Genomic DNA, 23,195 nt, shown 5'->3' with positions numbered 1-23,195 from the left:
GTTGTCTTCAGTCAAGGTCGCCATCGTCGGCGTCGGCAACTGCGCCGCGTCGCTGGTGCAGGGCGTCGAGTACTACAAGGACGCCGACGCCACCCAGTCCGTCCCCGGGCTGATGCACGTCGAGTTCGGGCCGTACCACGTCCGGGACGTGCAGTTCGTCGCCGCGTTCGACGTCGACGCCAAGAAGGTCGGCCGTGACCTCTCCGAGGCCATCGTCGCCAGCGAGAACAACACGATCACCATCGCCGACGTCCCGCCGCTGGGCGTGACCGTGCAGCGCGGGCACACCCTGGACGGCCTGGGCAAGTACTACCGGGAGATCGTCGAGGAGTCCGACGAGCAGCCGGTCGACATGGTCACCGCGCTGCGCGAGTCCGGTGCCGACGTCCTGGTCTGCTACCTGCCCGTCGGGTCGCAGGAGGCCGCGGAGTTCTACGCCCAGGCCGCCATCGACGCCAAGGTCGCCTTCGTCAACGCACTGCCCGTCTTCATCGCCGGCACCCCCGCGTGGGCCCAGAAGTTCACCGATGCCGGTGTGCCGATCGTCGGTGACGACATCAAGAGCCAGGTCGGCGCCACCATCACCCACCGGGTGCTCGCCAAGCTGTTCGAGGACCGCGGCGTGCAGCTGGACCGCACGATGCAGCTCAACGTCGGCGGCAACATGGACTTCAAGAACATGCTCGAGCGCGAGCGCCTGGAGTCCAAGAAGATCTCCAAGACCCAGTCGGTGACCAGCCAGGTCGACCGCGACATGGGCAAGGGCAACGTGCACATCGGCCCGTCGGACCACGTGCCGTGGCTCTCGGACCGCAAGTGGGCCTACGTGCGCCTCGAGGGCCGTGCGTTCGGCGACGTCCCCCTGAACCTGGAGTACAAGCTCGAGGTCTGGGACTCCCCGAACTCCGCCGGCATCATCATCGACGCCGTCCGCGCCGCGAAGATCGCCCTGGACCGCGGGATCGGCGGCCCGATCCTGTCGGCCTCGTCGTACTTCATGAAGAGCCCGCCGGTGCAGTACAGCGACTCCGAGGCCCGCGACGCCGTCGAGGCGTTCATCCGCGGCGACGCCGGCGCCTGATCCACGGGGGCCCCGGACCTGCTGGTCCGGGGCCCCGAGGGCGTCCAGGGAGCCCTCCTAGGGTGGGGCCATGTCCGCCCGGCCCCGCCTGTTCGTCGTCGTCCTCGGTCTGGTGCTGGCGCTGCTCGCCGGCTGCGGGGACGACGGCGGCGCCTCGGCGACCCGCGCCCCCGGTGACCCGATCACCGCCGACGAGGCCGACGTGCTCGCCGGCCTGCTGCACCGGGACTTCGAGGCCGGCGGCGCCGACTTCACCGTCGCCGCCCCGTTCGCCGAGGGCACCGTGCTGACCCTCACCGGCGAGGTCGACTTCCGCCGCGGCGAGGGCAGCGCGCAGGCGGTCACCAGCTACAGCGACGGCCGGCCCGACGACACCCGCACGTTGTTCTTCACCGCCACCGACCTCTGGTACGGCGACGTCCCCGGGCTGACCGAGGCGGTCGCCGCCGCCGGCCGTCCCGACGTCACCTACCTGCAGCGCCCGATCTCCAGCACCCAGCCCGACGGGACGGCGTCGCTGGTCGACGTGCTGGTCCAGCTGGTGCCGCGGCTCTCGGCCCGCGCCGACGACGACCCGCGTGCCTTCCTCGAGCGGGACTACACCTGGCAGGGCCAGTCCTCGGTCAACGGCCAGCTCGCCGGGGTCTACCAGTTCGGGGCCGGCACCACCGTGGCCGTGTCCGCAGCCGACCAGCTGCTGCTGCAGTACGTCACCCGGCTCACCGACCAGACATTCGACGTCACGGTGACCCTGGCCGACCACGGGGAGCGCTCGATCACGCTGCCCGGCGAGGACGTCACCGCCCAGGCCGCGGACTACCCGGACGTGGTCGCCGAGCTCGGCTTCTGACGGGGGGCAGACAGCGCGGGAGGGACGGTCTCTTCCCCAGACCGTCCCTCCCGCAGGTCGAGTTCTACCAGAGCGCGACGTGCTGCGCGCCCGGCGCGCTCAGTTCTGCGACGGGTCCGCGGTGGCGGTGGAGAGCACGGCCCGACGACCGGTCTGCCGGCCGAGCACCGACCGCCACAGCGCGGCCCCACCGACGGTGGAGACGACGTCGTCGGGCTGCCCGGCCAGGCACGCCCAGGCGCCCTCGGCGATCTCCGCGCCGAGCTGGCCCGGCGACCACCCGGCGTACCCGGCGAACACCCGCAGCCCGGCGATGCCGTGGCCCAGCTCGTCGGGGTCGGAGTCCAGGTCGACCAGGTGCACGTCGCCGTCGACCGTCTGCAGTGCCGCGCCCGGGCGGCCGGTGGCCACCGCCAGGCACAGCGCCGTCTCGCTCTCGCACGGCCCGCCGACGTGGAAGACCCCCGGCTCGACGGCCAGGTCCGACCAGCCCGGCAGCACGTCGTGGATGGCCACCTCGCTGGGCCGGTTGAGCACCACACCGACCGTGCCGGTCGCGGAGTGGTCGAGCACGTAGACCACCGTGCCGGCGAAGGTCGGGTCGGTCAGCATCGGCATCGCGACCAGCAGGGCACCGGGTCGGACGTCGTCCAGCGTGCCGATCGAGACCGGCGGGGCGGCGACGGCGGACGGCCGGCCCGCAGCCGAGGCGGCGGGCCGACGCTCCGGGTCGGACGAGGCGGGCACCGGGTTCATCGGCTGCCAGTGTGCCCCAGGATCGGGGTCCGGCGGTGCCCTCCACACGTCCGGATGCGTCTCGCTTCCCCGGACGTAGGGTCCTGGGGGTGGCGGGACGTGCGGTGGTGGCACGTCGGCTCCTGGCCCGCGGGGACTTCCGCCGACTCCTGCTGACCCGGCTGTCCTCCCAGTTCGGGGACGGGGTCTTCCAGGCCGCGCTGGCCGGCACCGTGCTCTTCAACCCCCAGCAGGCCACCGACCCGCTCGACGTCGCCCTCGGGTTCGCCGTCCTGCTGCTGCCGTACTCGCTGATCGGGCCCTTCGTCGGCGTCTGGCTGGACCGCTGGAGCCGCCGCCAGGTGCTGCTGTGGGCCAACGTGCTGCGCGCCGGCCTGGTCGCCGTCGTCGCCACGATCACCTGGGCCGGGGTCGGTGGGCCGGCCTTCTTCCTCGCCGGGTTGAGCGTGTTCTCGGTCAACCGGTTCGTGCTCTCGGCGCTGTCGGCCGGCCTGCCGCACACCGTCGACCGCGGTGTGCTCGTGTCGGCCAACGCGCTGTCGACCACCTCGGGAGCGGTGTCCACCGTCGTCGGCGGCGGGGTGGCCGTGGGCGCCCTGGGCCTGCTCGGCGCCGGCAACGGCGGGTACGCCCTGCTGGCGCTGCTCTCCGGCGTCCCCTACCTGGTGGCCTCGGCCGTCGTCACCGGTTTCGCCCGGCCGTACCTCGGCCCCGACCACCTCACCCGGACGACGACGTCCTCGGCCCGAGACGTGCTGCACGGCCTGGCCGCCGGGGCCCGGCACGTGCTCGACCACCCCCCGGTGACGGCCGTGCTGGCCGTCATGGCGGTGCACCGGGTCTGGTACGGCCTGCTCATCCTGATGACGCTGCTGCTGTACCGGAACACCTTCACCGAGGGCAGCACCCTCTTCCCGGCCGGGCTGGGCGGCCTGGCCCAGGTGCTCGCCGCCGGCGCCGTCGGCACCCTGCTCGCTGCCTCCGTCACCCCGTGGGCCGTCCGCCGCTGGGGCAAGGTCCGGTGGACGACCGGGGCCCTGGTGCTCGGTGGCGTCGGCCAGCTCGCCCTCGGCCTGCCGTTCCTGCCGCCCACCATCGTGGCCGCCGGCTTCGTGCTCGGCTTCGTCGCCCAGGCGGTGAAGATCTGCGTGGACACCACCCTGCAGGAGTTCGTCGACGACGACTTCCGCGGCCGGGTCTTCTCCGTCTACGACACCGTCTTCAACGCGACCTTCGTGGCCGCCCTGGTGCTGGGCGCCGTCGTCCTCCCCGAGTCCGGCGTCAGCGTCCCCGTCCTCCTCGTCGTCGGCGCCGGCTACCTCCTCCTCGCCGCTGCTTACGGAGTGGGAGCGCGCGGATTCCGCGCCCCTCTCACTCCGTCAGAGGTGCAGCGCCCGGCGTAGGTCGCGTCCGCCTCGGCCCCGATGCCGAGAGGAGCGGCAGGGGCGCGACAACCGCGCCCTCTCACTCCACCGAGCGGGAGCGCCACCAGGTGAGGAGCTCGGCCTCGGCGGTGTCGGGGTCCAGCGGGCCGCGCTCGAGGCGGAGCTCCTTGAGGAAGCGCCAGGCCTCGCCGACCTCGCGGCCGGGTGGGATCTCCAGCAGCTCCATGATCCGGTTGCCGTCCAGGTCGGGGCGGACCCGCGCGAGGTCCTCGGCCTCGGACAGCTCGGCGATCCGGGTCTCCAGGGAGTCGTAGGTCGCCGAGAGCATGGCCGCGCGCCGCTTGTTGCGGGTCGTGGAGTCCGAGCGCACCAGCTTGTGCAGGCGGGTCAGCAGCTCGCCGGCGTCGGTGACGTAGCGGCGGACGGCTGAGTCGGTCCACTCGCCGGAGCCGTAGCCGTGGAAGCGCAGGTGCAGGAAGGTCAGCCGGGAGACCTGCTCCACGACCTCCTTGGGGTACTTCAGCGCCAGCAGCCGCTTGCGTACGAGCTTGGCGCCGACCACCTCGTGGTGGTGGAAGGAGACCCGGCCGCGCGGCTCGTGCCGACGGGTGGCCGGCTTGCCGATGTCGTGCAGGAGGGCCGCCAGCCGGAGCACCAGGTCGGGGGAGACGGCGTCGGGGTCGGCGAGCTCCAGGGCGATCGCCTGGTCGAGGACGGTGAGGGAGTGGGTGTAGACGTCCTTGTGCTGGTGGTGCTCGTCGATCTCCATCCGCAGCGCGGAGAGCTCGGGCAGGACGACGTCGGACAGCCCGGTGGAGACGAAGAGCTCCAGCGCCGCCCGGGGCGCGGGGTTCAGCAGCGTGCGGGAGAACTCGTGCTGCACCCGCTCGGCGGTGATCCGGGCCAGCTCGGGGGCGAGGGTGGTCATCGCCTCCACCACCTCGGGCACCGGGGTGAGGTCGAGCTGGGCGACGAACCGGACGGCGCGGAGCATCCGCAGCGGGTCGTCGGCGAAGGAGTCGGTGGCCAGGCCGGGGGTGCGCAGCCGCCGGGCGAGCAGGTCGCCGAGCCCGCCGAAGGGGTCGGTGACGGTGCGGTCGGGGCCCAGGGAGACGGCCATGGCGTTGACGGTGAAGTCCCGGCGGGCGAGGTCGTCGACCAGCGAGTCGCCCCAGGCCACCTCGGGGTTGCGCGACTCCCGGTCGTAGCGGTCGGCGCGGTAGGTGGTGATCTCCAGCCGCTCGCCGCGGACCTCGGCACCGACGGTCCCGAAGGCGATGCCGGTGTTCCACGTGGAACTGGCCCACCCGGCGAGGACGGCGAGGGTCTCCTCGGGGCGCGCCGAGGTGGTCAGGTCCAGGTCACCGAGCCGGGGCTCGCCGGCGCCGGCGGCCAGCAGCGCGTCCCGGACCGACCCGCCGACGAGGTGCACCTCGTGGCCGGCCGCGGTGAAGCGCTCGCCGAGTTCGCCCAGCACCGGAGTGAGGTCCACCAGGGCGCGGACGGTGTCCTGCACCGCCTCGGGGACGGGCTCGGGGGAGGGGTCACCCGAGGGGCGACGCGGAGGCTCGACGGACACGACCAGCCAGGCTACTGCCGCGGCCCGCGCTACCCTCCTGGCATGGCTGGGACGGGCGGGCGACGACGCCCGGGCCGTCGGCTGCGCCGGGTCGACGAGACCTCCGCCGGTGGCCTGGTGGTCGCCGACGACGACGGCACGGGGCCCCGCGCGGCCCTGATCGGCCGCACCGACCGTCGCGGCCGACTGCTCTGGTCCCTGCCCAAGGGCCACATCGAGGCCGGCGAGACCCCCGAGGACACCGCCGTCCGCGAGGTGGCAGAGGAGACCGGCATCCTCGGCGAGGTCCTCGCCCCGCTGGGGATCATCGACTTCTGGTTCGTCGCCGACGGACGCCGGGTGCACAAGACCGTGCACCACTTCCTCCTGCGGGCCGTGGGCGGCGAGCTCTCCGACGAGGACGTCGAGGTCACCGAGGTCGCCTGGGTGCCCCTGGCCGAGCTGTCGGGCCGGCTGGCCTACGCCGACGAGCGGGCTCTGGTCGAGCGCGCCCCCGGCCTGCTGGCCGACACCGCGTGAACCGGCGGGCCGCCGGCGGCGCCGGCCGCCCACCCGTCGCCGCTCGGGCCCGGTGCGCCGTGCTCGCCGCGTTCGTCGCCGGCGCGACGCTCCTGCCCGGTCTCCCGGCCTCCGCGGCGCCGGCCCGGCCCAGCAGCACGCCCGCGTCCTCGGCCCCGACCGGCAGCTCGGTCGCCGAGCGGCCGGTGGACGTCACGGTCACCCGGCTCGAGCCGCGGACGGTGACCCCGTCCGCCACCGTCCAGATGTCGGTCAGCCTGGTCAACGACGGCGACGACACCCTCACCGACCTCAGCCTCCGGCTGCAGCGCGGTGACCGGCTGACCACCCGGCAGGCGCTGACCGAGGACCTGGCCACGCCCTCGACCGGGGGCGCGGCCCAGGCGGCCTTCGCACCCGTGCCCGGGGAGCTCGAGCCCGGCGACTCGATCGCGTTCACCTACACCGCCACCGCGGCGGACCTGCAGCTCACCGAGGCCGGCGTCTACCCGGTGCTGGTCAACGTCAACGGGACCCGCGCCGGACTGGTCGAGCGGGTGGGGGAGCTGTCCACCCACCTGGTGGTCCAGCCCGACGTGCTGCAGCCCGGCCAGCCCACCAGCCGGACGACGGTGGCCTGGCTGTGGCCGCTGACCGACCGGCCGCACCGCGACGCCCAGGGCGCCTTCACCGACGACGACCTGGCGGCCGAGGTGTCCGCGGACGGCCGGCTGGACCGGATGCTCGACGTGGTCGAACAGCTGCCCGACGGTGGGACGACCGTGCCGGTCAGCCTGGCCGTCGACCCGGCGCTGGTCGAGGAGCTGGCCGCCATGCGGGGCGGGTACACGGTGGACGGCGAGACCGGCGCGGGCTCGGCCGCCGCGGCGGACTGGCTGGACCGGCTGCGCGCGCTGGCCGCCGTGCACCCGGTCATCGCGCTGCCCTACGCCGACGTGGACGCCGACGCGCTGCAGGCCGCCGGTCTGGCCGGGGCGCTGACCCGCAGCCTGCCCGGCACCCCGGAGGGCACCGCCGTCCAGCCCACCGACGCCGGGGGCGACCCCGCCGCCACCCCGACCGTCGCGCCCGACCCGGAGCCCGTGGAGCCGGCGACCACCGGCGCCGGGGCGCAGCTGCTCGCCGACGAGCTGGGGGTCACCCCCCGCACCGACCTCGCGTGGCCGGCCGAGGGCGCCGTCCGCGCCGACACGCTAGCCACCCTGCAGGCCGGCGGGGTCGACCAGCTCGTGCTGTCCGCCGACGGGTACACCGACGCCGCGGCCGCGCTGGGCGGCACCGGGGAGACCGCCGCCGCACGCGTCCCGGTCGACACCGCGTCCGGGGAGACCACGACGCTCGTCGCCGACCCCGCACTGTCCGAGGTGGTCGCCACTGCCGAGACCACCGCCGGCGGGCCCCGGGTCGCCGAGCAGCGGTACCTGGCCGAACTGGGCGTGCTCACCGACCAGCTGGCCACCGTCGACCCCGCCGTCGCGCAGACCGTGCTCGTGGTGCCCCCGCGCGACCTGGAGGCCGACCCCGACTGGGCGACGGCGATGATGGCCGACACGGTCACCCAGCCCTGGCTGGCCGCCGCGTCGGTGGAACAGCTGGCCGAGGGCCCGGTCGCCGCGGCCGGCGACCTCGTGGACCCCGCTGCCGCCGACCAGCTGTCCGGCCCCCCGCTGGCCGACCTCGCCGCCGCAGTGGGCATCCGCGAGGACGTGGCCGCCGCGGTCGTCGGGGACGCCGACACCGCACTGGCCGGCTACGACGCGGCGGTGTCGCGCGCGTCGTCCTCGGCCTGGCGCGGGGAGCCCGACGGGTTCGCGGCCGCGGCCGCCGACGTGCTGGACACGCTGACCGGGCTGCGGGGCCAGGTCAGCCTGCTCTCCCCGGCCGACGGCGCCTACAGCCTGGCCTCCAGCGACGCCCCGCTGGTGCTCACGGTGCGCAACGACCTGCCCTTCGCCGTCACGGTCCGGGTCGCGCTGACTTCGCGCGGCAACGTGGGCTTCAGCTCCGGCGAGGTGCCGGCGGCCACCGTCGAGCCCCAGTCGCGGACGACGGTCACCGTGCCCACCCAGGTGCGGCAGTCCGGTTCCTTCCAGGTCGTGGCGATGCTGACCACCCCGACCGGTGGACCGCTGGGCGAGTCGGTGCAGATGCGGGTCACCAGCACCGCCTACGGGCCGATCACCCTCGCCATCACGATCGGCGCCGCCGCCCTGCTGGGGCTGCTCTTCCTGCGCCGCCTGGTGCTCTTCGTGCTGCGCCGCCGCCGCGGGGAGCCCCGGCCGGTCGACGACGACGTCCTGGTGCCCGTGGACGGTCCCGGCCCCGCCGAGAACGGCCCCCCGCCGACCCGACGGAGCCCGGTGTGACCGGCAGCCACCGGCACGAGGCGACCCCCGAGGCCGAGGAGGCCCCCGGGTCCGCGGAGGCCACCACCGTCCAGGAGATCGTCGAGCGGACCCGCGCCGAGCAGCCGACGCCCTCACCCGGGCCGCTGCTGCCCCCGGTCCCGCCGGCGCGGCCGACGACCGGGGAACGGCCGCACGCCGCGTCGGGCCCCCGCTCGACCGAGCAGGCCAGGCCTGCGGCACCCCTGCCGCCGGCGCCCTACCGGGCGGCCCCGCCGCTGGCCTCCCCCTCGGCGGGGGCGTTCGGGAACACCGACGCCCCCCTCGGCAGGTCCGGGCGCGGCCCGGGTGCACCCCCGGCAGCGGCACCCCGGCAGGCACCCGCCGAGCGCGCTCCGGGCACCCGGGTCAGCCCGCTGGGTGCCGCGCTGCCCCCACCGGTCGCACCCCCCGTGCTGCCACCGGCCCACGACCCCCTCGCCCTGCCCCCGACCGACGCGCCCCCGGTGCAGCCCGGCCCCCGGTCGGTCGAGCAGCACGTCCCGCTGCGCGAGCGCTTCCTGCCCGCCTCCGAGGACACCCAGCTCATCCCGGTGCTCCCCCCGGTGCCGCTGGTCCGCCAGGAGGACGAGGACGAGGACACCGGCCAGGTCGAGCTCCGCGAGGGCCGCCCCGGCGGCAGTCGCGGGATCCTCCGGGCCGCCGGCACGATGGCGGTGGCCAGCCTGGTCTCCCGGATCACCGGGCTGCTGCGGACCATCGTGCTCGCCGCGGCCCTGGGCGTGCTCGCCGTCAACGACGCTTACACGACCGCCAACACGCTGCCCAACATCGTGTATGAGCTGCTCCTGGGCGGCGTCCTGACCTCCGTGGTCGTCCCCCTCCTCGTGCACGCCCAGGAACGCGACCGGGACGGCGGGGTCGCCTACGCCCAGCGACTGACCACGTTGGCCATGGCCGGGCTCACCGTGATGACGGTGCTGGCCGTGCTGCTCGCACCGCTGCTCACCCGGGCCTACGGGATCACCGACCCCGAGCAGGTGCCGCTGGCCAACTGGCTGGCCCGCATCCTGCTGGTCGAGATCGTCTTCTACGGCCTGGGTGCACTGGCCGCGGCGATCCTGAACTCGCGGGGCGTCTTCGGGTGGCCGGCATGGGCGCCGGTGCTGAACAACCTCGTCGTCATCGCCACGGCGGTCCTGTTCGTCCTCGCCGGGGGGCCGGGTGACCTCACCCCCCTGACGATCACCGACACCCAGGTGTGGCTGCTGGGCGGGGGGACGACGCTGGGCATCGCCGTGCAGGCCCTCGTGCTCCTGCCGCAGCTGCGCAAGGTCGGCATGCCGCTGCGGCCGCGCTGGGGCTTGCGGGGCACCGGGCTCCGGGAGGCCGGCGGGCTGGGTCTGTGGGTGATCGCGTACGTCGCGATCAGCCAGATCGGTGTGCTCGTGGCCACCCGCGTCGCCAACCAGGCCCGGATCGACGGCGGCCTGGGGTCCGGGGCGCTGTCCATCGCCAGCCTGCTGTTCCAGATGCCGTACGGGATCCTCGGCGTGGCCCTCCTGACGGCGCTGGTGCCGCGCATGAGCCGGGCCGCCAGCCGTCAGGACGTCCCGGGCGTCGCCGCCGACCTGTCCCTGGGCCTCCGGCTCTCGGCCACCGGGCTGTTGCCGGTCACGGCGCTGCTGGTGGTGCTCGGTCCCGCCCTCACGGTGCTGACCTTCGGCCACGGGGAGACGTCGGTGGCCGACGCCCGGTCGATCGGCACGGCACTGGCGCTGGGCGCCTTCGGGCTGCTCCCCATGGCCGTCACCCTGCTGCAGCTGCGGGTCTTCTACGCGATGAAGGACGCCCGGACCCCCACGCTGATCCAGATCGCCATGGTCGCCGTCCGGGTGCCGCTGCTGTTCGCCGTCCCGGCGGTGGTGGAACCGCGGCACGTGGTTGCCGGGCTGATGGTGGTGACCTCGCTGACGTACGTGACCGGCTGGGTGGTCGGCGACCTCGCGCTGCGCAGGCGGCTCGGTGCGCTGCGCACCGGGGACGCGGCCGCGTCGGTGCTCAAGCTGCTCGCCGTCTCCGTCGTCGCGGGGGCCCTGGGCTGGGGCGTCCTCACGCTGACCACCGGTACCGAACCCGGCACGTTCGCGGAGTCGCTGGCGACCCTCCTGATCGGTACCGTGGTCATCGGCACCGCGGTCGTCGTGGGTGTCGTGCTGGCGAAGGTCCCCGAGGTCTCGGGTCCGGTCGCGGCGATCCGGTCCCGGCTGGGTCGTGCACGGCGCTGACCCCGACCCTCGTGCCAGTCCGGCGCACCCTGTGCCGGCGGGGGACCCAGGAGGTCGGCAGCGCCCGTGACGTCGACGACCACCGGGCTGCCCGACCGGTACCGGCCCCTGGACCAGCTGGCTCCCGACGAGCCCACCAGCACCGGTGTCATCCGTTCCTGGCGGGCCCGTGACCGGGTCCTCAACCGGGACGTCGCGCTGCGCGTGCACACCCCCGGCGGCCCGGCCGCCCGCACCTGGATCACCCGCGCCCTGACCGCCGGCGGCCTGGCCACCCCGGCCCTGTCGATGGTCTACGACGCCGCCGAGGGCACCTCCGACGACACCCCCGCGGCCTACGTGGTCAACGAGTGGATCGAGGGGGAGACCCTCGCCGAGCGGCTGGCCACCGGCCCCCTGCCCGAGCGCGAGGCCCGCACCGTCGTCCGCCGGCTGGCCGAGGGCGTCGCCGAGGCGCACCGGGTCGGTCTGGCCGTGGGCGGTCTGACGCCCGAACACGTGGTGCTGCGGCCCGGTGGCCTGGTCGGCCTGCTCGCCGTCCCTGCCGCCGAGGGCACCGTCCCCGGCGACATCGCCGCCCTCGGTGCGCTCCTCGAGCTGTGCCTGACCGGGTTGCCCGGCGAGGGGCACGCCGAGCCCGTCATCGCCCAGCCCGACCTGTCCGCCCTCGTCCGCCGGGCCCGGTCGACCGAACCCGGCACCGCGCTGTCCAGCGTCGCGGCGATGGCCGCGCTGCTCGGCGAGCCGCCCCGGGGCGGGCACACCGGACCGATCCCCGCCGCGCGCCCCGACGAGGCCGACAGCGGCTGGCTCCGCCGGCTGCGGGACCGCCGCGACGAGGCCGACGCCGCCGAGGCCCAGGCCGCCGACGGCCCCGACGACGCCCCCGTGCCCGTCGACCGCGCCACCCTCCCACCCGTGCCGCGCTCCCGGGCCGCCCAGCGCGACGACCCCGACGAACGGCTGGACTGGGGCGGTGCGTTCCACGACGGCAGCCCCGAGGACCCCGACGAGGACGACGAGGTCCGGGCCGGCGGCTGGCGGCGCACCCTGCTGGTGGTCGGCCTGCCGCTGCTGGCCCTCGTGCTCGTCGTCGCCGGCGGGTACTGGCTGGGCACCAACGTCGTCTCCGCGGCCTCCAGCACCGAGGACTCGGTGGGCTCCACCCCCACCACCGAGGCCCCTGCCGAGGGCAGCGCCCCCGCCGAGGAAGCCGCACCCGCCCCCCTGGCGATCGCCTCGGCGCAGGTGTTCGACCCCTTCGGCGACGGTGAGCCCGAGAACGACGACGACGTCCCGCTCTCCTACGACGGCGACCCCGGCACCTCCTGGCCGACGCTGAACTACCGCGGCAGTGCCGAGTTCGGCAACCTCAAGCCCGGTGTCGGCGTGCTCTACGACCTGGGCACCGAGCAGGCGCTCTCCGCGGTGACCATCGGCACCGACACCCCCGGCGCCACCGTCGAGGTGCGTACCGGCTCCAGTGCCGACGGCGAGCTCGACTCCTACCCCGTGGCCGCCGAGGGCGAGCTCACCGGCACCGACGACCTGACCTTCGCCGAGCCGGTGACCACCCGCTACGTGCTGGTGTGGGTGACCGGTCTGGTGTCCCAGGACGAGGGCTTCTCCGCCGACCTGTCCGAGGTCACCCCGGTGGCAGCCGACGCCGGCTGAGCGGCCCGCACGGCCCGCGGCCCGGGAATGACACCCCTACCCTGTCCGTTGTGCCGCCTGTGACGACGAACCAGCCCACTCCCGGACCTGCTGTCTCGACGGACGGCCCCCCGGCCATCCCGCCGGCAGAGCACGACGGGGTCCGCGACCTGATCATCATCGGGTCCGGTCCGGCCGGGTACACCGCTGCGACCTACGCCGCGCGAGCCAACCTGCACCCCCTGGTGTTCGAGGGCTCCCAGTTCGGTGGCGCGCTGATGACCACCACCGAGGTGGAGAACTTCCCCGGCTTCCCCGAGGGCGTCCAGGGCCCGCAGCTCATGGACGACATGCGCACCCAGGCCGAGCGCTTCGGCGCCGAGTTGGTGCCCAGTGACGTGACCTCGGTCGACCTGACCACCACCCCCAAGACGGTGACCGTCGGCGACGAGGTGCACCGGGCCCACGCGGTGATCGTGGCGACCGGCTCCAAGTACCGGTACCTGGGCCTGGAGAACGAGGCCCGGCTGCTGGGCCACGGTGTCTCCGCCTGTGCCACCTGCGACGGGTTCTTCTTCCGCGACCAGGACATCGTGGTCGTCGGTGGTGGTGACTCCGCGATGGAGGAGGCCACCTTCCTGACCCGCTTCGCCAAGACGGTCACCGTGGTCCACCGTCGTCCCGAGCTGCGCGCCTCGAAGATCATGCAGAAGCGCGCCCAGGACAACGAGAAGATCCGCTGGGCGCTGGGCAAGCAGGTCACCGACGTGCACGGCGACACCCAGGTCCAGTCGGTCACCCTGACCGACGCCGAGACCGGCGCCACCGAGACCCTCGACGTCAGCGGCCTGTTCGTGGCCATCGGCCACGACCCGCGCAGCGAGATGTTCGCCGGGCAGCTCAAGCTCGACGACGAGGGCTACGTGCAGGTCGAGCACCCCACCACCCGCACCAACATCGACGGCGTGTTCGCCTGCGGCGACGTGGTCGACCACATCTACCGCCAGGCGATCACCTCGGCCGGCACCGGTGCCGCCGCCGCGATCGACGCCGAGCGCTGGCTCGCCGACACCTTCGACGAGCGCTGACGGCCGCCAGGCCGTCCCCTCCACCTCCCCTCACCCCGGCACCACCCCCACCGAAGGAGCCACCACCATGGCCAGCAACACCGTGAAGGTCACCGACGACAGCTTCGCTGCCGACGTCCTGGGCAGCGACAAGCCCGTGCTCGTCGACTTCTGGGCCGAGTGGTGTGGCCCGTGCAAGATGGTCGCCCCCGTGCTCGAGGAGATCGCCAGCGAGCACGGCGAGAAGCTCACCATCGCCAAGCTCAACATCGACGAGAACCCGCAGATCGCCCGCGACTACCAGGTCATGTCGATCCCGACCATGACGGTCTTCCAGGGTGGCAAGCCGGTCAAGAGCATCATCGGCGCCAAGCCCAAGGGCGCGATCCTCTCCGACCTCGCCGACTTCATCTGAAGAAGGACCTGACTGCCCCTCACGACGTGCTCTGCACGCCGCGGGACCCTGCAGCCAGGCCGTAGTCCCGACGGGGCCCGGACGCCGCACCACAGCGTCCGGGCCCCGTCGCGTCCGGCCCTCCCCGCGCGGACGCCGAGCACCCAGGTGCGCGGCCGTCCCCGGGGAGGACGACAATCGTGGGGAACCCCGCCCCCTCGACCCCCTGGAGCGACACCCGCGTGGAGATCCTGGTCCCCGGCAGCACAGGTCCGGCCGTCGCCGACGTCCGCGCCGTCCTGCACGGTCTCGGGCTGCTGCAGCCCGAGCCCACCGGAGCCACGGGCGACGCGGCCCCGGACGTGTTCGACGACGCGACCTCCCTCGCCGTCCGGCACTTCCAGCAGGTCCGCGGCCTCTCCGTCGACGGACGGGTCGGCGAGGAGACCTACCGGGCGCTGACCGAGGCCCGCTGGTCCCTTGGCGACCGGGTGCTCCGCTTCGACCCCGAGCGCCCGATGCGCGGCGACGACGTGGCGGTGCTCCAGGAACGGCTGCTCGAGCTGGGCTACGACGCCGGCCGGGCCGACGGCATCCTCGGCTCGGAGACCGAGGCCGGGCTGCGTGCCTTCCAGCGCGACTACGGCCTGACCGTGGACGGCACCTGCGGCCCGGGCACCATGCGGGCCCTCAAGCAGCTGGGACGACGGGTCACCGGCGGGCGGCCGCAGCTGCTGCGGCAGAGCGCCCACCTCGTCGACTCCGGGCCGCACCTCATCGGCCGGGTCATCGTCATCGACCCCGGGCACGGCGGGGAGGACACCGGGTACACCGCGGGGGAGACCACCGAGGCCGACCTGGTGTTCGACCTGGCCTCCCGCATCGAGGGCCGGCTGGCCGCCGCCGGCGCCACCGTCTACCTGACCCGCGGGCGCCGGGGCGGCCCGGCGCTGGCCGAGCGCACCGCGTTCGCCAACGACGCCCGAGCCGACCTGTTCGTCTCCCTGCACATGGAGGCGCACGACTCCCGGCACGCCCGCGGGGTGGCCAGCTACTACTACGGCACCGGCTCCGGGGCGTCGTCCACGGTCGGTGAGGAGTTCGCCAACCTGCTGCGCCGCGAGGTCATCGCCCGCACCGGGATGCTCGACTGCGGCTCGCACGCCAAGACCTGGGACCTGCTGCGGCTGACCCGGATGCCTTCCATCCGGATCGACTGCGGGTACCTCTCGCACCCCGTCGATCGGCTGCTGCTGCTCGACGCGCGACTGCGCAGCACCATCGCCTCCTCGGTCCTGGCCGCCGTCCAGCGGCTCTTCCTGCCCGCCGACGCCGACCCGCCCACCGGCACCTACCAGCTCCGCACCCCGGCCTGAGGCAACCCCCCGAATACACTCCGGGCATGTCCTCCTCGACGCCCGACCCCTCGGTCAGCGCGTCGGTCCCGGTCCCGGCGCGTCACCCGCGGCTGGACCCGCTGGCCGACCGCTACGCCGCCCGCACCCACGGCATGAAGAGCTCGGAGATCCGGGCCCTGTTCTCCGTGGTCAGCCGCCCCGAGGTGGTCTCGCTGGCCGGTGGCATGCCCGCCGTCACCGCCCTGCCGCTGGACGCCGTCGGGTCGATGATCGGCGAGCTGGTGTCCGGGATGGGCGCCCAGACCCTCCAGTACGGATCCGGCCAGGGCGACCCCCGGCTGCGCGAGCGGATCTGCGACGTCATGGCCCTGGAGGGCATCACCGACGCCTCGCCGTCGGAGGTGGTGGTGACCGTCGGCTCCCAGCAGGGGCTCGACCTGGTCACCCGCGTGTTCGTCGACCCGGGTGACGTGATCCTCGCCGAGGCGCCGTCCTACGTGGGTGCGCTGGGGGTCTTCCAGGCCGCGCAGGCGCGGGTCCAGCACGTCACCATGGACGACGACGGCCTGGTGCCCGAGGCCCTGGAGGACGCCCTCGTCGAGTGCCGCGCCCGGGGCGACAAGGTCAAGTTCCTGTACACGATCCCGAACTTCCACAACCCCGGCGGCGTGACGCTGACCGAGGAGCGGCGGGTCCGGATCATGGACATCGCCGACCGCTACGACCTGCTGGTCGTCGAGGACAACCCCTACGGCCTGCTCGGCTTCGAGCACGAGCCGATGCGCGCGCTGCGGGCCCGCAACTCCGAGCGGGTCGTCTACCTCGGGTCGTTCTCCAAGACGTTCTCCCCGGGACTGCGGGTGGGCTGGGTGCTCGCGCCCCTCGCCGTCCGGGAGAAGCTGGTGCTGGCCAGCGAGGCGCAGGTGCTGTGCCCGCCGTCCCTCACCCAGTACGCCGTCGCCCGGTACCTGGACACCCAGCCGTGGCAGCAGCAGATCAAGACCTTCATCGAGCTGTACCGGGAACGCCGGGACGCGTGCCTGGAGTCGTTGTCCGCGCTCATGCCCGCGGGAACCACCTGGACCAGGCCCGACGGCGGGTTCTACGTCTGGCTCAAGCTGCCGCACGGCCTGGACTCCAAGCTGATGCAGCCCCGCGCGGTGAGTGCGCACGTGGCCTACGTTCCGGGCATCGGCTTCTACGCCGACGGCCAGGGCAAGGAGTTCATGCGGCTGTCCTACTGCTACCCCGAGCCGCACCAGATCCGGGAGGGCGTCCGCCGGCTGGCCCGGGTGATCGAGGCCGAGCTGGACCTGCACTCCACCTTCGACGGCGTCGACACCGGCACCTTCCGCACCGTGGGCAGCTCGTCGAGGCGTCCGCAGACCCCCACGACGCCCAGCCTCACCGGTCCGGCGTCCTCCGACCAGATCGGGGACCAGCCGTGACCGATGCCCCGCCCGTGACCGACCTCCTGCGGGCCGTCGTGCTCGCCGGCGGACTGACGTTCGAACGCGAGGTCAGCCTCTCCTCGGGCACCCAGGTGGTCGAGGCGCTGCTGCGCGCCGGTCTGGACGCCGAACTGCGGGACGCCGACGGCGAGCTGCTGCCCGGGCTCGCCGCGGCCCCCGGGGACGCCGTCTTCATCGCCCTGCACGGAGCCACCGGCGAGGACGGTGCCGTCCGCGCCGTCCTCGACCTCGCCGGCGTGCCCTACGTCGGTTCACCGGCTGCCGCCTGCCGGCTGGCGTGGGACAAGCCGGCCGCGAAGATCGTCGTCCGCACCGCCGGGGTGGCCACCCCGGACTGGGTGGCGCTGCCGCACTCCACCTTCCGCGAGCTCGGCGCCGGTGCGGTGCTCGACCTCATCGTCGCCCGCCACGGGTTGCCACTGATGGTGAAGCCCGCGTCCGGCGGGTCGGCGCTGGGGGCGCAGAAGGTGACCCGGGTCGAGGACCTGCCGGCCGCGATGGTCAGCTGCTTCGCCTACGGCGACACCGTGCTCGTGGAGCGCTTCGTCGAGGGCATCGAGCTCGCCGTCTCGGTCATCGACCTCGGGGACGGGCCGCAGGCGCTGCCCGCGGTGGAGATCGCCCCCGAGTCGGGCGTCTTCGACTACACCTCGCGGTACACCCCGGGCCTCACCGAGTACCACACCCCGGCCCGGGTGTCCGACGAGATCGCCCGGCGTGCGGCCGAGGTGGCCGTCACCGTGCACGAGGTGCTGGGGCTGGCCGACCTGTCGCGGACCGACCTGATCGTCGACGCCGAGGGCACCGTGCACTTCCTGGAGGTCAACGTCTCCCCGGGGCTCACGGAGACCTCGATGTTCCCGATGGCCGTCGAGGCTGCCGGGTACCGGCTCGGCGACGTGCTGACCCGACTGCTGCAGCGGGCCGCCACCCGCTGAGACCTCCCCGGTTCCGTCCGTGACGGAACCGGGGACCACGACGGGGTCAGCCGGTCTGGGAGCTCCGACCGGTGATGTCGGGGGCCATCATGCCGATGATGCGCTGCAGGTCGTCGACCGAACCGAACTCGACCACCACCCGGCCCTTCGACCGGCCGATCTGGATCTTGACCTTGGTCTCGAAGACGTCGGACAGCCGACCGGCCAGCTCCTCGACCCCCGGGGCGGTGATCGAACGGCGCTTGCGGGTGGCCTCCGGCGCCGCCGCGACCGCCATCGCCACGGCCTCCTCGGTGGCCCGCACGCTCATGCCCTCGGCGACGATCCGGGTGGCCAGGGCGTCCATCGCCTCAGGGTCGGGCAGCCCCAGCAGGGCCCGGGCGTGCCCGGCCGACAGCACCCCGGCGGCCACCCGGGTCTGCACCTTCACCGGCAGCTTCATCAGCCGGATGGTGTTGGTGACCTGCGAGCGGCTGCGACCGATCTTGCTGGCCAGCTCCTCGTGGGTGGCACCGAACTCCTCGAGCAGCTGCTGGTAGGCGGCGGCCTCCTCCAGCGGGTTGAGCTGCACCCGGTGGATGTTCTCCAGCAGGGCATCGCGCAGCATCGCGTCGTCGGAGGTGTCCCGGACGATCGCCGGCACCGTCCCCAGCTCGGCGAACCGGGCCGCGCGCAGTCGGCGCTCGCCCATGATCAGCTCGTAGCCGCCCTCGGCGCGCTCCCGGACGACGATCGGCTGCAGGAGACCGAACTCCTTGACCGAGTGGGCGAGCTCCTCCAGCGCCTCGTCGTCGAAGACCAGCCGGGGCTGCTTGGGGTTGGGGACGACGTCGTCGACGGCGATCTCCCGCAGGTACGCGCCGGGCACACCCACCACACCGGCGTCGGGCAGGTCCGGCACCGGCGCCAACGGCGCCACCTGCACGTCGCTGTCCGGCTGACCCTGGGCGGCCCGCTCGGCCGCCGCCTCGACGGCCTCGGCGGCCCGGGCGGCCGGGGTGGCCGTGGGAGCCGGTGCACTGGTGGGGATGAGGGCCGCCAGGCCCCGGCCGAGTCCGCCGCGCTTGCTCATGAGCTCTCCTGGGAACGAGATCGGGTGCCCGTCCCGGAGTGACCGAGGACGAGGGCGTTCAAGGGCGGCGCCGCCGGGGGAGCGGCCGCGACGGCGGGTGCCGGAGCCACGGGCACCAGGGGCTGCAGAGCGACGCCACGCTGGGCGAGCTCGCGGGCCGCCTCCACGTAGCTGGTCGACCCGCGGGAACCGGGGTCGTAGGTCAGCACGGACTGCCCGTAGCCCGGCGCCTCGGACACCCGCACGTTGCGCGGGATGACCGAGCCGAGCACCAGCTCACCGAAGTGGTTGCGCACCTCGTCGGCGACCTGGTCGGCGAGCTTGGTGCGCCCGTCGTACATGGTCAGCAGGATGGTGCTCACCGCGATGGTCGGGTTCAGGTGCGCCCGGACCAGCTCGATGTTGCTGAGCAGCTGGCCCAGGCCCTCCAGCGCGTAGTACTCGCACTGGATCGGGATGAGCACCTCGTCCCCGGCGACCAGCGCGTTCAGCGTCAGCAGCCCGAGCGAGGGCGGGCAGTCGATGAGCACGTAGTGCGGGCGCTCCTCGGCCGGCAGCGCGTGCAGGTGCGACTCGATGGCCCGGCGCAGGCGGTGCTCGCGGGCCACGACGCTGACCAGCTCGATCTCGGCACCGGCCAGGTCGATGGTCGCCGGGATGCAGACCAGGTTCGGCGAGGCCGTGGTCGGGTGGGTGACCTCGGCGAGGGAGGAGTCCCCGACCAGGGTGTCGTAGATCGACGGCGTGCCCACCGAGTGGTCCACACCGAGGGCCGTGCTGGTGTTCCCCTGGGGGTCGAGGTCGATCACCAGCACCCGGAGACCGAACAGCGAGAGGGCCACGCCGAGGTTCACGGTGGACGTGGTCTTCCCGACCCCGCCCTTCTGGTTGGCGATCGTGATCACCCGGATCCGGCCCGGAGCCGGGAACGGGTCCTGCTCACCGGCGTGCAGCACCCGGGTCGCCCGCATGGCCTCCATCGCGATGGGGCTGTCGAACTCGGCGACCGGCTGCTGGTCGGCGGCCAGACTGCTGCGCAGCCGTTCGCCCGGATCGGTCATGCCGGCGTCCTCCTCACCCGATCGTGTTCCACGTGGAACGGCACTCGGGTTCCTGTCGTCGTTCATCGCTGGTCGCGGCCCGTTCCACGTGAAACGAGCGCGGGGCATCGTCTCGCCGGTCAGCCTACGGGTCCTCGGGGGTCGGGCGGACGTACCGCTCAGCGTCCGGTGCGGGTCATCACGACCACCGTCGTGGCGGCGGCACCCAGCGACGCCCCGACAGCGCGCACCTCGACGTCGGCCATCCCCGCCGCGGTGAACTGGGGGATCAGCTCGGGCACCTCTGCGGCTGCTTTGGCGCCCACCAGGGCGACCAGCTGCGCGCCGGGGCGCAGCAGGCCCCGGGCCCAACCCACCAGCCGGGGGAGCGGCGCGACCGCCCGCGCGGTGACGACGTCGACCGGCCCGACGGTGCGGACGACGGACTTCTCCTCCGCCCGCCCGCGTACGACCGTCCAGGGCGCACCCAGGGCCGCGACCACGTCCTCGAGGAACTCCACCCGGCGGGCCATCGGCTCGACCAGGGTCAGCGTGAGGTCCGGTCGGGCCAGGGCGAGCGGGATGCCCGGCAGGCCGGCGCCGCTGCCGATGTCGACGACCCGGGCGCCCTGCGGCACCGCCTCGGCGACCGCGGCGCTGTTGAGCACGTGACGCTCCCACAGCCGCGGCACCTCGCGCGGCCCGATGAGGCCACGGACGACGCCGTCCCCGCCGAGCAGCTCGACGTACCGGCGGACCGCCGGGAGGGCATCGCCGAAGAGCCCGGCGACCAGGTCGGGCTCGGCGGGCAGCTCGGGGGGCGGGGTCTCGCTCACGTCTCCGGCAGGACCACGACGCGGCGGTTCGGCTCCTCGCCCTCGGACTCGCTGCGCACACCGGCCGCGGCGGCGATGACGTCGTGCACGACCTTGCGCTCGAACGGGTTCATCGCGGCCAGCCGCTCGGCAGTCCCGCTGGCGGCCACCCGGGAGGCAGCGGCGCCGGCGAGCTCGGTCAGGTCGGCGCGACGCTGGGCCCGGAAGCCACCGATGTCGAGCATCAACCGGCTGCGCGTGCCGGTGGACTGGGCCACGGCGAGCCGGGTGAGCTCCTGCAGGGCCTCCAGGGTCGCGCCCTCGGGCCCGATCAGGGTGCTGAGCTGGCCACCGACCACGGCCACCGAGGCGCGGTCGCCCTCGACGTCGAGGTCGATGTCGCCGTCCACGTCGAGGATGTCGAGCAACCGCTCGAGGTAGTCCCCGGCGACGTCGCCCTCCTGCACGAGCAGGTCGTCGCCGTCCTCGTCGCCGTCCTCGTCGTCGTCCTCGTCGTCACCGTCGGTGGTCTCCACGACCTCGGCGGACTCGACCACGGCGTCGGCGGAGGCCGCGTCGGCGTCGGGCAGTGCGGTCTCGCCGGTGTCGGTGGCGGTGACCGCGTCCTCGGACGTTGCTTCGGCGGTCGTCTCGGTGGTGCTCTGCGGTGCGGTCACGGTTCCTCCTGGGGCGTGCAGGCGGCCGGGGTGTCCCGGTGGTGTGGGGGCTCCGGTGGGCCGGAGCGGGGGCGCCGGTGGGTCAGCGGCGCTTGCGTCTGCCGCGGTTGGCCGGCCCGGCCGATCCTCCGGAGGAGCCCGACCGGGGCCGGGCGGAGCCACCGGAGACGCGGTTCTCCCCGGTGCCCGGCCCGGAGGACGCTGCCGTCGAGCCGGTGCCGTCCGCCACCGGGGCCTCGGCGTCGGTCACGTCCTCAGCGGGAGTCGTCGCAGCCGGCAAGGCCGTGGACTTTCCGTTCTTGGGGCGGACCGGCTTGGCACCCGGCTTGGGGGCCAGCAGCTTCGGGTCGATCCTGGGCTTGTCGGCCTCGGCCTTGGCCAGCGCACCCGGGGACCCGGGCGGCGGCAGCTTCTTGAGGATGTAGAACTGCTGGCCCAGGGTCCACAGGTTGTTGGTGAACCAGTACAGCAGCACCAGGATCGGGAAGAAGAAACCGGAGACGAAGAGGCTGATCGGCATGCCGTAGAGCAGCAGCTTCTGGATCGTGGCGGCCTGGCCCTCGACCGGGCCGGAGCGCTTCTGGATCTGCTTCTGGGTGTAGAAGGTCGTGAAGCACATGATCACGATCAGGATGAAGGCAACGATCCGGATGTTCGTGTAGCTGCCGTCGGTGAGCGCGAGGATCGCGCCCTGCTTGGGCTCCTGCATGTTGAACGAGGCGGCGATGGGTGCCCCGAACAGCTTGGCGTTGGCCGCCTGGTTCGTGAGGGTGTCGTCCCAGCTGTACAGACCCCGCGCATCCGGGGCGATGCGGCGCAGCACGTGGAACAGGCCGATGAAGATCGGGATCTGCGGCAGGATCGGCAGACAGCCGGCCAGCGGGTTGACCCCGCGCTCCTTCTGCATGGCCATCATGGCCTGGCTGAAGCCCTGCTTGTCACTGCCGTACTGCTTGCGCAGCTTCTGGATCTCCGGCTGGATCTCCTGCATCGCCCGCTGGCTCTTCACCTGCTTGACGAACAGACGGAACAGCAGCACGCGGATGGTCACCACCAGCATGACCACCGACAGCGCCCAGGCGATGCCGCTCGCGGGGTCGAGGAACGTGGAGAACAGTGCGTGCCACTGCTTCATCACCCACGCGATCGCGGTGTACAGCCAGTCAAGCAACGCGTGCCTCCTGCGGCGGGGTCCGGCCAACGGTGGGCCGGGGAGCGACGGCGGAGCGGTCGGCTGCTGCCGGGCCCGCCCCCGTGTCCGACGAGTGGGGGTGCTGTGCGGTTCCTCGCGTCCGGCTGTGGCCGGGCTCGGGGACCAGGTCGATGCCACCACGGTGCCACGGCGCGCACTTCGCGATCCGCCGGGCGGCCAGCCAGCTGCCGCGCCCGGCGCCGTGCACCGAGACCGCCTCGAGGGCGTACTCGCTGCAGGTGGGGGTGAAGCGGCAGCGCGGGCCCAGCAGCGGGCTGATGCCCTGCCGGTAGAAGCCGATCAGACCCAGCAGCGCACGGGCCGGGAGGCCGGGGCGCTCCCTCACCGTCGGTCCAGCACGCGGTCGAGACCGCGACCGAGGTCGCGGCGCAGGGTCGCGGCGTCGGCACCGGCCGCCTCCGGGCGGGCCCGGACGACGAGGTCGGCGGTCGCCGGGAGGCGGTGGAGCTCGTCGCGGACCAGGTGCCGGAGCTGGCGGGTCACCCGGTGCCGGCAGACGGAGTTGCCGACGGACTTGCCCACCACGAAACCGGCCCGCGGTCCGACCTGCGGGTCCTGGGGACCCGGGGCCTGGACGACGGGCCGTTCGGGGAGGTAGTGCAGCACCATGGTCGGACGCCCGGCACGCCGGCCGGAGCGGACGACCACGGTGAACTCCGGACGCCGGCGCAGGCGTGCCTGCGTCGGCAACAC

The 23,195-nt window shown here is 73.9% G+C and carries 21 protein-coding genes; 12 read left to right on the top strand and 9 right to left on the bottom strand.

What is annotated here, in order from left to right:
- Position 1 precedes the first annotated feature (1 nt).
- Together ASG36_RS09535 and ASG36_RS09530 are read left to right on the top strand one after the other, a co-directional pair.
- On the top strand, positions 2–1,081 hold the full coding sequence (locus ASG36_RS09535; protein ID WP_055763159.1) for an inositol-3-phosphate synthase: 1,080 nt from the start codon (positions 2–4) through the stop codon (positions 1,079–1,081).
- A 70-nt stretch (positions 1,082–1,151) separates the two neighbouring features.
- A complete protein-coding gene (locus ASG36_RS09530; protein ID WP_055763156.1) occupies positions 1,152–1,931 on the top strand; it encodes a hypothetical protein in 780 nt (259 codons plus the stop codon).
- A gap of 99 nt (positions 1,932–2,030) precedes the next feature.
- Here ASG36_RS09530 and ASG36_RS09525 read toward each other — a convergent pair whose 3' ends face one another.
- Positions 2,031–2,687, bottom strand: coding sequence for a YqgE/AlgH family protein (locus ASG36_RS09525; protein WP_082522980.1), 657 nt, complete (start codon positions 2,685–2,687; stop codon positions 2,031–2,033).
- A gap of 107 nt (positions 2,688–2,794) precedes the next feature.
- Between ASG36_RS09525 and ASG36_RS09520 the strand changes: the two genes are divergently transcribed.
- Positions 2,795–4,090 (top strand): MFS transporter, encoded by a 1,296-nt coding sequence (locus ASG36_RS09520; protein ID WP_235494809.1) that lies wholly within the window; start codon positions 2,795–2,797, stop codon positions 4,088–4,090.
- A gap of 61 nt (positions 4,091–4,151) precedes the next feature.
- Here the strand turns inward: ASG36_RS09520 and ASG36_RS09515 are convergent, their stop codons facing one another.
- Complete coding sequence (locus tag ASG36_RS09515; protein ID WP_055763150.1) at positions 4,152–5,651, bottom strand: CCA tRNA nucleotidyltransferase; 1,500 nt, start codon at positions 5,649–5,651, stop codon at positions 4,152–4,154.
- A gap of 42 nt (positions 5,652–5,693) precedes the next feature.
- Here ASG36_RS09515 and ASG36_RS09510 point away from each other — a divergent pair, with 42 nt between their 5' ends.
- The 9 genes from ASG36_RS09510 to ASG36_RS09470 all read left to right on the top strand — a co-directional run bounded on the left by ASG36_RS09510 (position 5,694) and on the right by ASG36_RS09470 (position 17,685).
- Positions 5,694–6,170 (top strand): NUDIX hydrolase, encoded by a 477-nt coding sequence (locus ASG36_RS09510; protein WP_055763149.1) that lies wholly within the window; start codon positions 5,694–5,696, stop codon positions 6,168–6,170.
- On the top strand, positions 6,167–8,536 hold the full coding sequence (locus tag ASG36_RS21905) for a DUF6049 family protein (protein ID WP_055763146.1): 2,370 nt from the start codon (positions 6,167–6,169) through the stop codon (positions 8,534–8,536). Before ASG36_RS09510 ends, ASG36_RS21905 begins: the two co-directional genes overlap by 4 nt.
- Entirely contained in the window at positions 8,533–10,803 is a 2,271-nt protein-coding gene (gene murJ, locus ASG36_RS09500; protein ID WP_235494807.1) for a murein biosynthesis integral membrane protein MurJ, read from the top strand. The genes ASG36_RS21905 and murJ overlap by 4 nt, the downstream gene beginning before the upstream one ends.
- A 66-nt stretch (positions 10,804–10,869) precedes the next feature.
- The gene (locus ASG36_RS09495; RefSeq protein WP_055763143.1) at positions 10,870–12,477 is read left to right on the top strand and encodes a protein kinase family protein; all 1,608 of its coding nucleotides are present in this window, start codon (positions 10,870–10,872) and stop codon (positions 12,475–12,477) included.
- A gap of 50 nt (positions 12,478–12,527) precedes the next feature.
- A complete protein-coding gene (gene trxB / locus ASG36_RS09490; protein WP_235494805.1) occupies positions 12,528–13,544 on the top strand; it encodes a thioredoxin-disulfide reductase in 1,017 nt (338 codons plus the stop codon).
- 67 nt (positions 13,545–13,611) lie between these two features.
- Positions 13,612–13,938 (top strand): thioredoxin, encoded by a 327-nt coding sequence (trxA, locus tag ASG36_RS09485; RefSeq protein WP_055763140.1) that lies wholly within the window; start codon positions 13,612–13,614, stop codon positions 13,936–13,938.
- A gap of 221 nt (positions 13,939–14,159) precedes the next feature.
- On the top strand, positions 14,160–15,293 hold the full coding sequence (locus ASG36_RS09480; RefSeq protein ID WP_055764863.1) for an N-acetylmuramoyl-L-alanine amidase: 1,134 nt from the start codon (positions 14,160–14,162) through the stop codon (positions 15,291–15,293).
- A gap of 26 nt (positions 15,294–15,319) precedes the next feature.
- Complete coding sequence (locus tag ASG36_RS09475; RefSeq protein WP_055763138.1) at positions 15,320–16,723, top strand: PLP-dependent aminotransferase family protein; 1,404 nt, start codon at positions 15,320–15,322, stop codon at positions 16,721–16,723.
- Positions 16,720–17,685, top strand: coding sequence for a D-alanine--D-alanine ligase (locus ASG36_RS09470; RefSeq protein ID WP_055763133.1), 966 nt, complete (start codon positions 16,720–16,722; stop codon positions 17,683–17,685). The genes ASG36_RS09475 and ASG36_RS09470 overlap by 4 nt, the downstream gene beginning before the upstream one ends.
- A 46-nt stretch (positions 17,686–17,731) precedes the next feature.
- Here the strand turns inward: ASG36_RS09470 and ASG36_RS09465 are convergent, their stop codons facing one another.
- The 7 genes from ASG36_RS09465 to rnpA form a co-directional block, all read right to left on the bottom strand.
- Complete coding sequence (locus ASG36_RS09465; RefSeq protein WP_055763131.1) at positions 17,732–18,757, bottom strand: ParB/RepB/Spo0J family partition protein; 1,026 nt, start codon at positions 18,755–18,757, stop codon at positions 17,732–17,734.
- The gene (locus ASG36_RS09460; protein WP_055763128.1) at positions 18,754–19,818 is read right to left on the bottom strand and encodes a ParA family protein; all 1,065 of its coding nucleotides are present in this window, start codon (positions 19,816–19,818) and stop codon (positions 18,754–18,756) included. The genes ASG36_RS09465 and ASG36_RS09460 overlap by 4 nt, the downstream gene beginning before the upstream one ends.
- A 158-nt stretch (positions 19,819–19,976) precedes the next feature.
- Complete coding sequence (rsmG, locus tag ASG36_RS09455; RefSeq protein ID WP_055763125.1) at positions 19,977–20,633, bottom strand: 16S rRNA (guanine(527)-N(7))-methyltransferase RsmG; 657 nt, start codon at positions 20,631–20,633, stop codon at positions 19,977–19,979.
- Complete coding sequence (locus ASG36_RS09450; protein ID WP_055763122.1) at positions 20,630–21,289, bottom strand: R3H domain-containing nucleic acid-binding protein; 660 nt, start codon at positions 21,287–21,289, stop codon at positions 20,630–20,632. The genes rsmG and ASG36_RS09450 overlap by 4 nt, the downstream gene beginning before the upstream one ends.
- 82 nt (positions 21,290–21,371) lie before the next feature.
- A complete protein-coding gene (gene yidC, locus ASG36_RS09445; protein ID WP_055763119.1) occupies positions 21,372–22,460 on the bottom strand; it encodes a membrane protein insertase YidC in 1,089 nt (362 codons plus the stop codon).
- The gene (gene yidD, locus ASG36_RS21500; protein ID WP_082522978.1) at positions 22,453–22,827 is read right to left on the bottom strand and encodes a membrane protein insertion efficiency factor YidD; all 375 of its coding nucleotides are present in this window, start codon (positions 22,825–22,827) and stop codon (positions 22,453–22,455) included. Before yidD ends, yidC begins: the two co-directional genes overlap by 8 nt.
- The gene (gene rnpA, locus ASG36_RS09435; RefSeq protein ID WP_055763115.1) at positions 22,824–23,195 is read right to left on the bottom strand and encodes a ribonuclease P protein component; all 372 of its coding nucleotides are present in this window, start codon (positions 23,193–23,195) and stop codon (positions 22,824–22,826) included. Before rnpA ends, yidD begins: the two co-directional genes overlap by 4 nt.

The organism is Geodermatophilus sp. Leaf369 (genome assembly GCF_001424455.1).
In the GTDB taxonomy this organism is placed as follows: Bacteria; Actinomycetota; Actinomycetes; order Mycobacteriales; family Geodermatophilaceae; genus Klenkia.
Note: the sequence above shows the minus strand (reverse complement) of the source record. Positions and strands in the feature narration are given on the sequence as shown.

Excerpts from the sequence above, each read along its gene's own strand:
- ASG36_RS09530 (WP_055763156.1), top strand. The coding sequence starts at position 1,152 with ATGTCCGCCCGGCCCCGCCTGTTCGTCGTCGTCCTCGGTCTGGTGCTG.
- ASG36_RS09510 (WP_055763149.1), top strand. The coding sequence starts at position 5,694 with ATGGCTGGGACGGGCGGGCGACGACGCCCGGGCCGTCGGCTGCGCCGG.
- ASG36_RS09475 (WP_055763138.1), top strand. The coding sequence starts at position 15,320 with ATGTCCTCCTCGACGCCCGACCCCTCGGTCAGCGCGTCGGTCCCGGTC.
- ASG36_RS09525 (WP_082522980.1), bottom strand. The coding sequence starts at position 2,687 with ATGAACCCGGTGCCCGCCTCGTCCGACCCGGAGCGTCGGCCCGCCGCC.
- ASG36_RS09465 (WP_055763131.1), bottom strand. The coding sequence starts at position 18,757 with ATGAGCAAGCGCGGCGGACTCGGCCGGGGCCTGGCGGCCCTCATCCCC.
- ASG36_RS09460 (WP_055763128.1), bottom strand. The coding sequence starts at position 19,818 with ATGACCGATCCGGGCGAACGGCTGCGCAGCAGTCTGGCCGCCGACCAG.
- trxA (WP_055763140.1), top strand. The coding sequence starts at position 13,612 with ATGGCCAGCAACACCGTGAAGGTCACCGACGACAGCTTCGCTGCCGAC.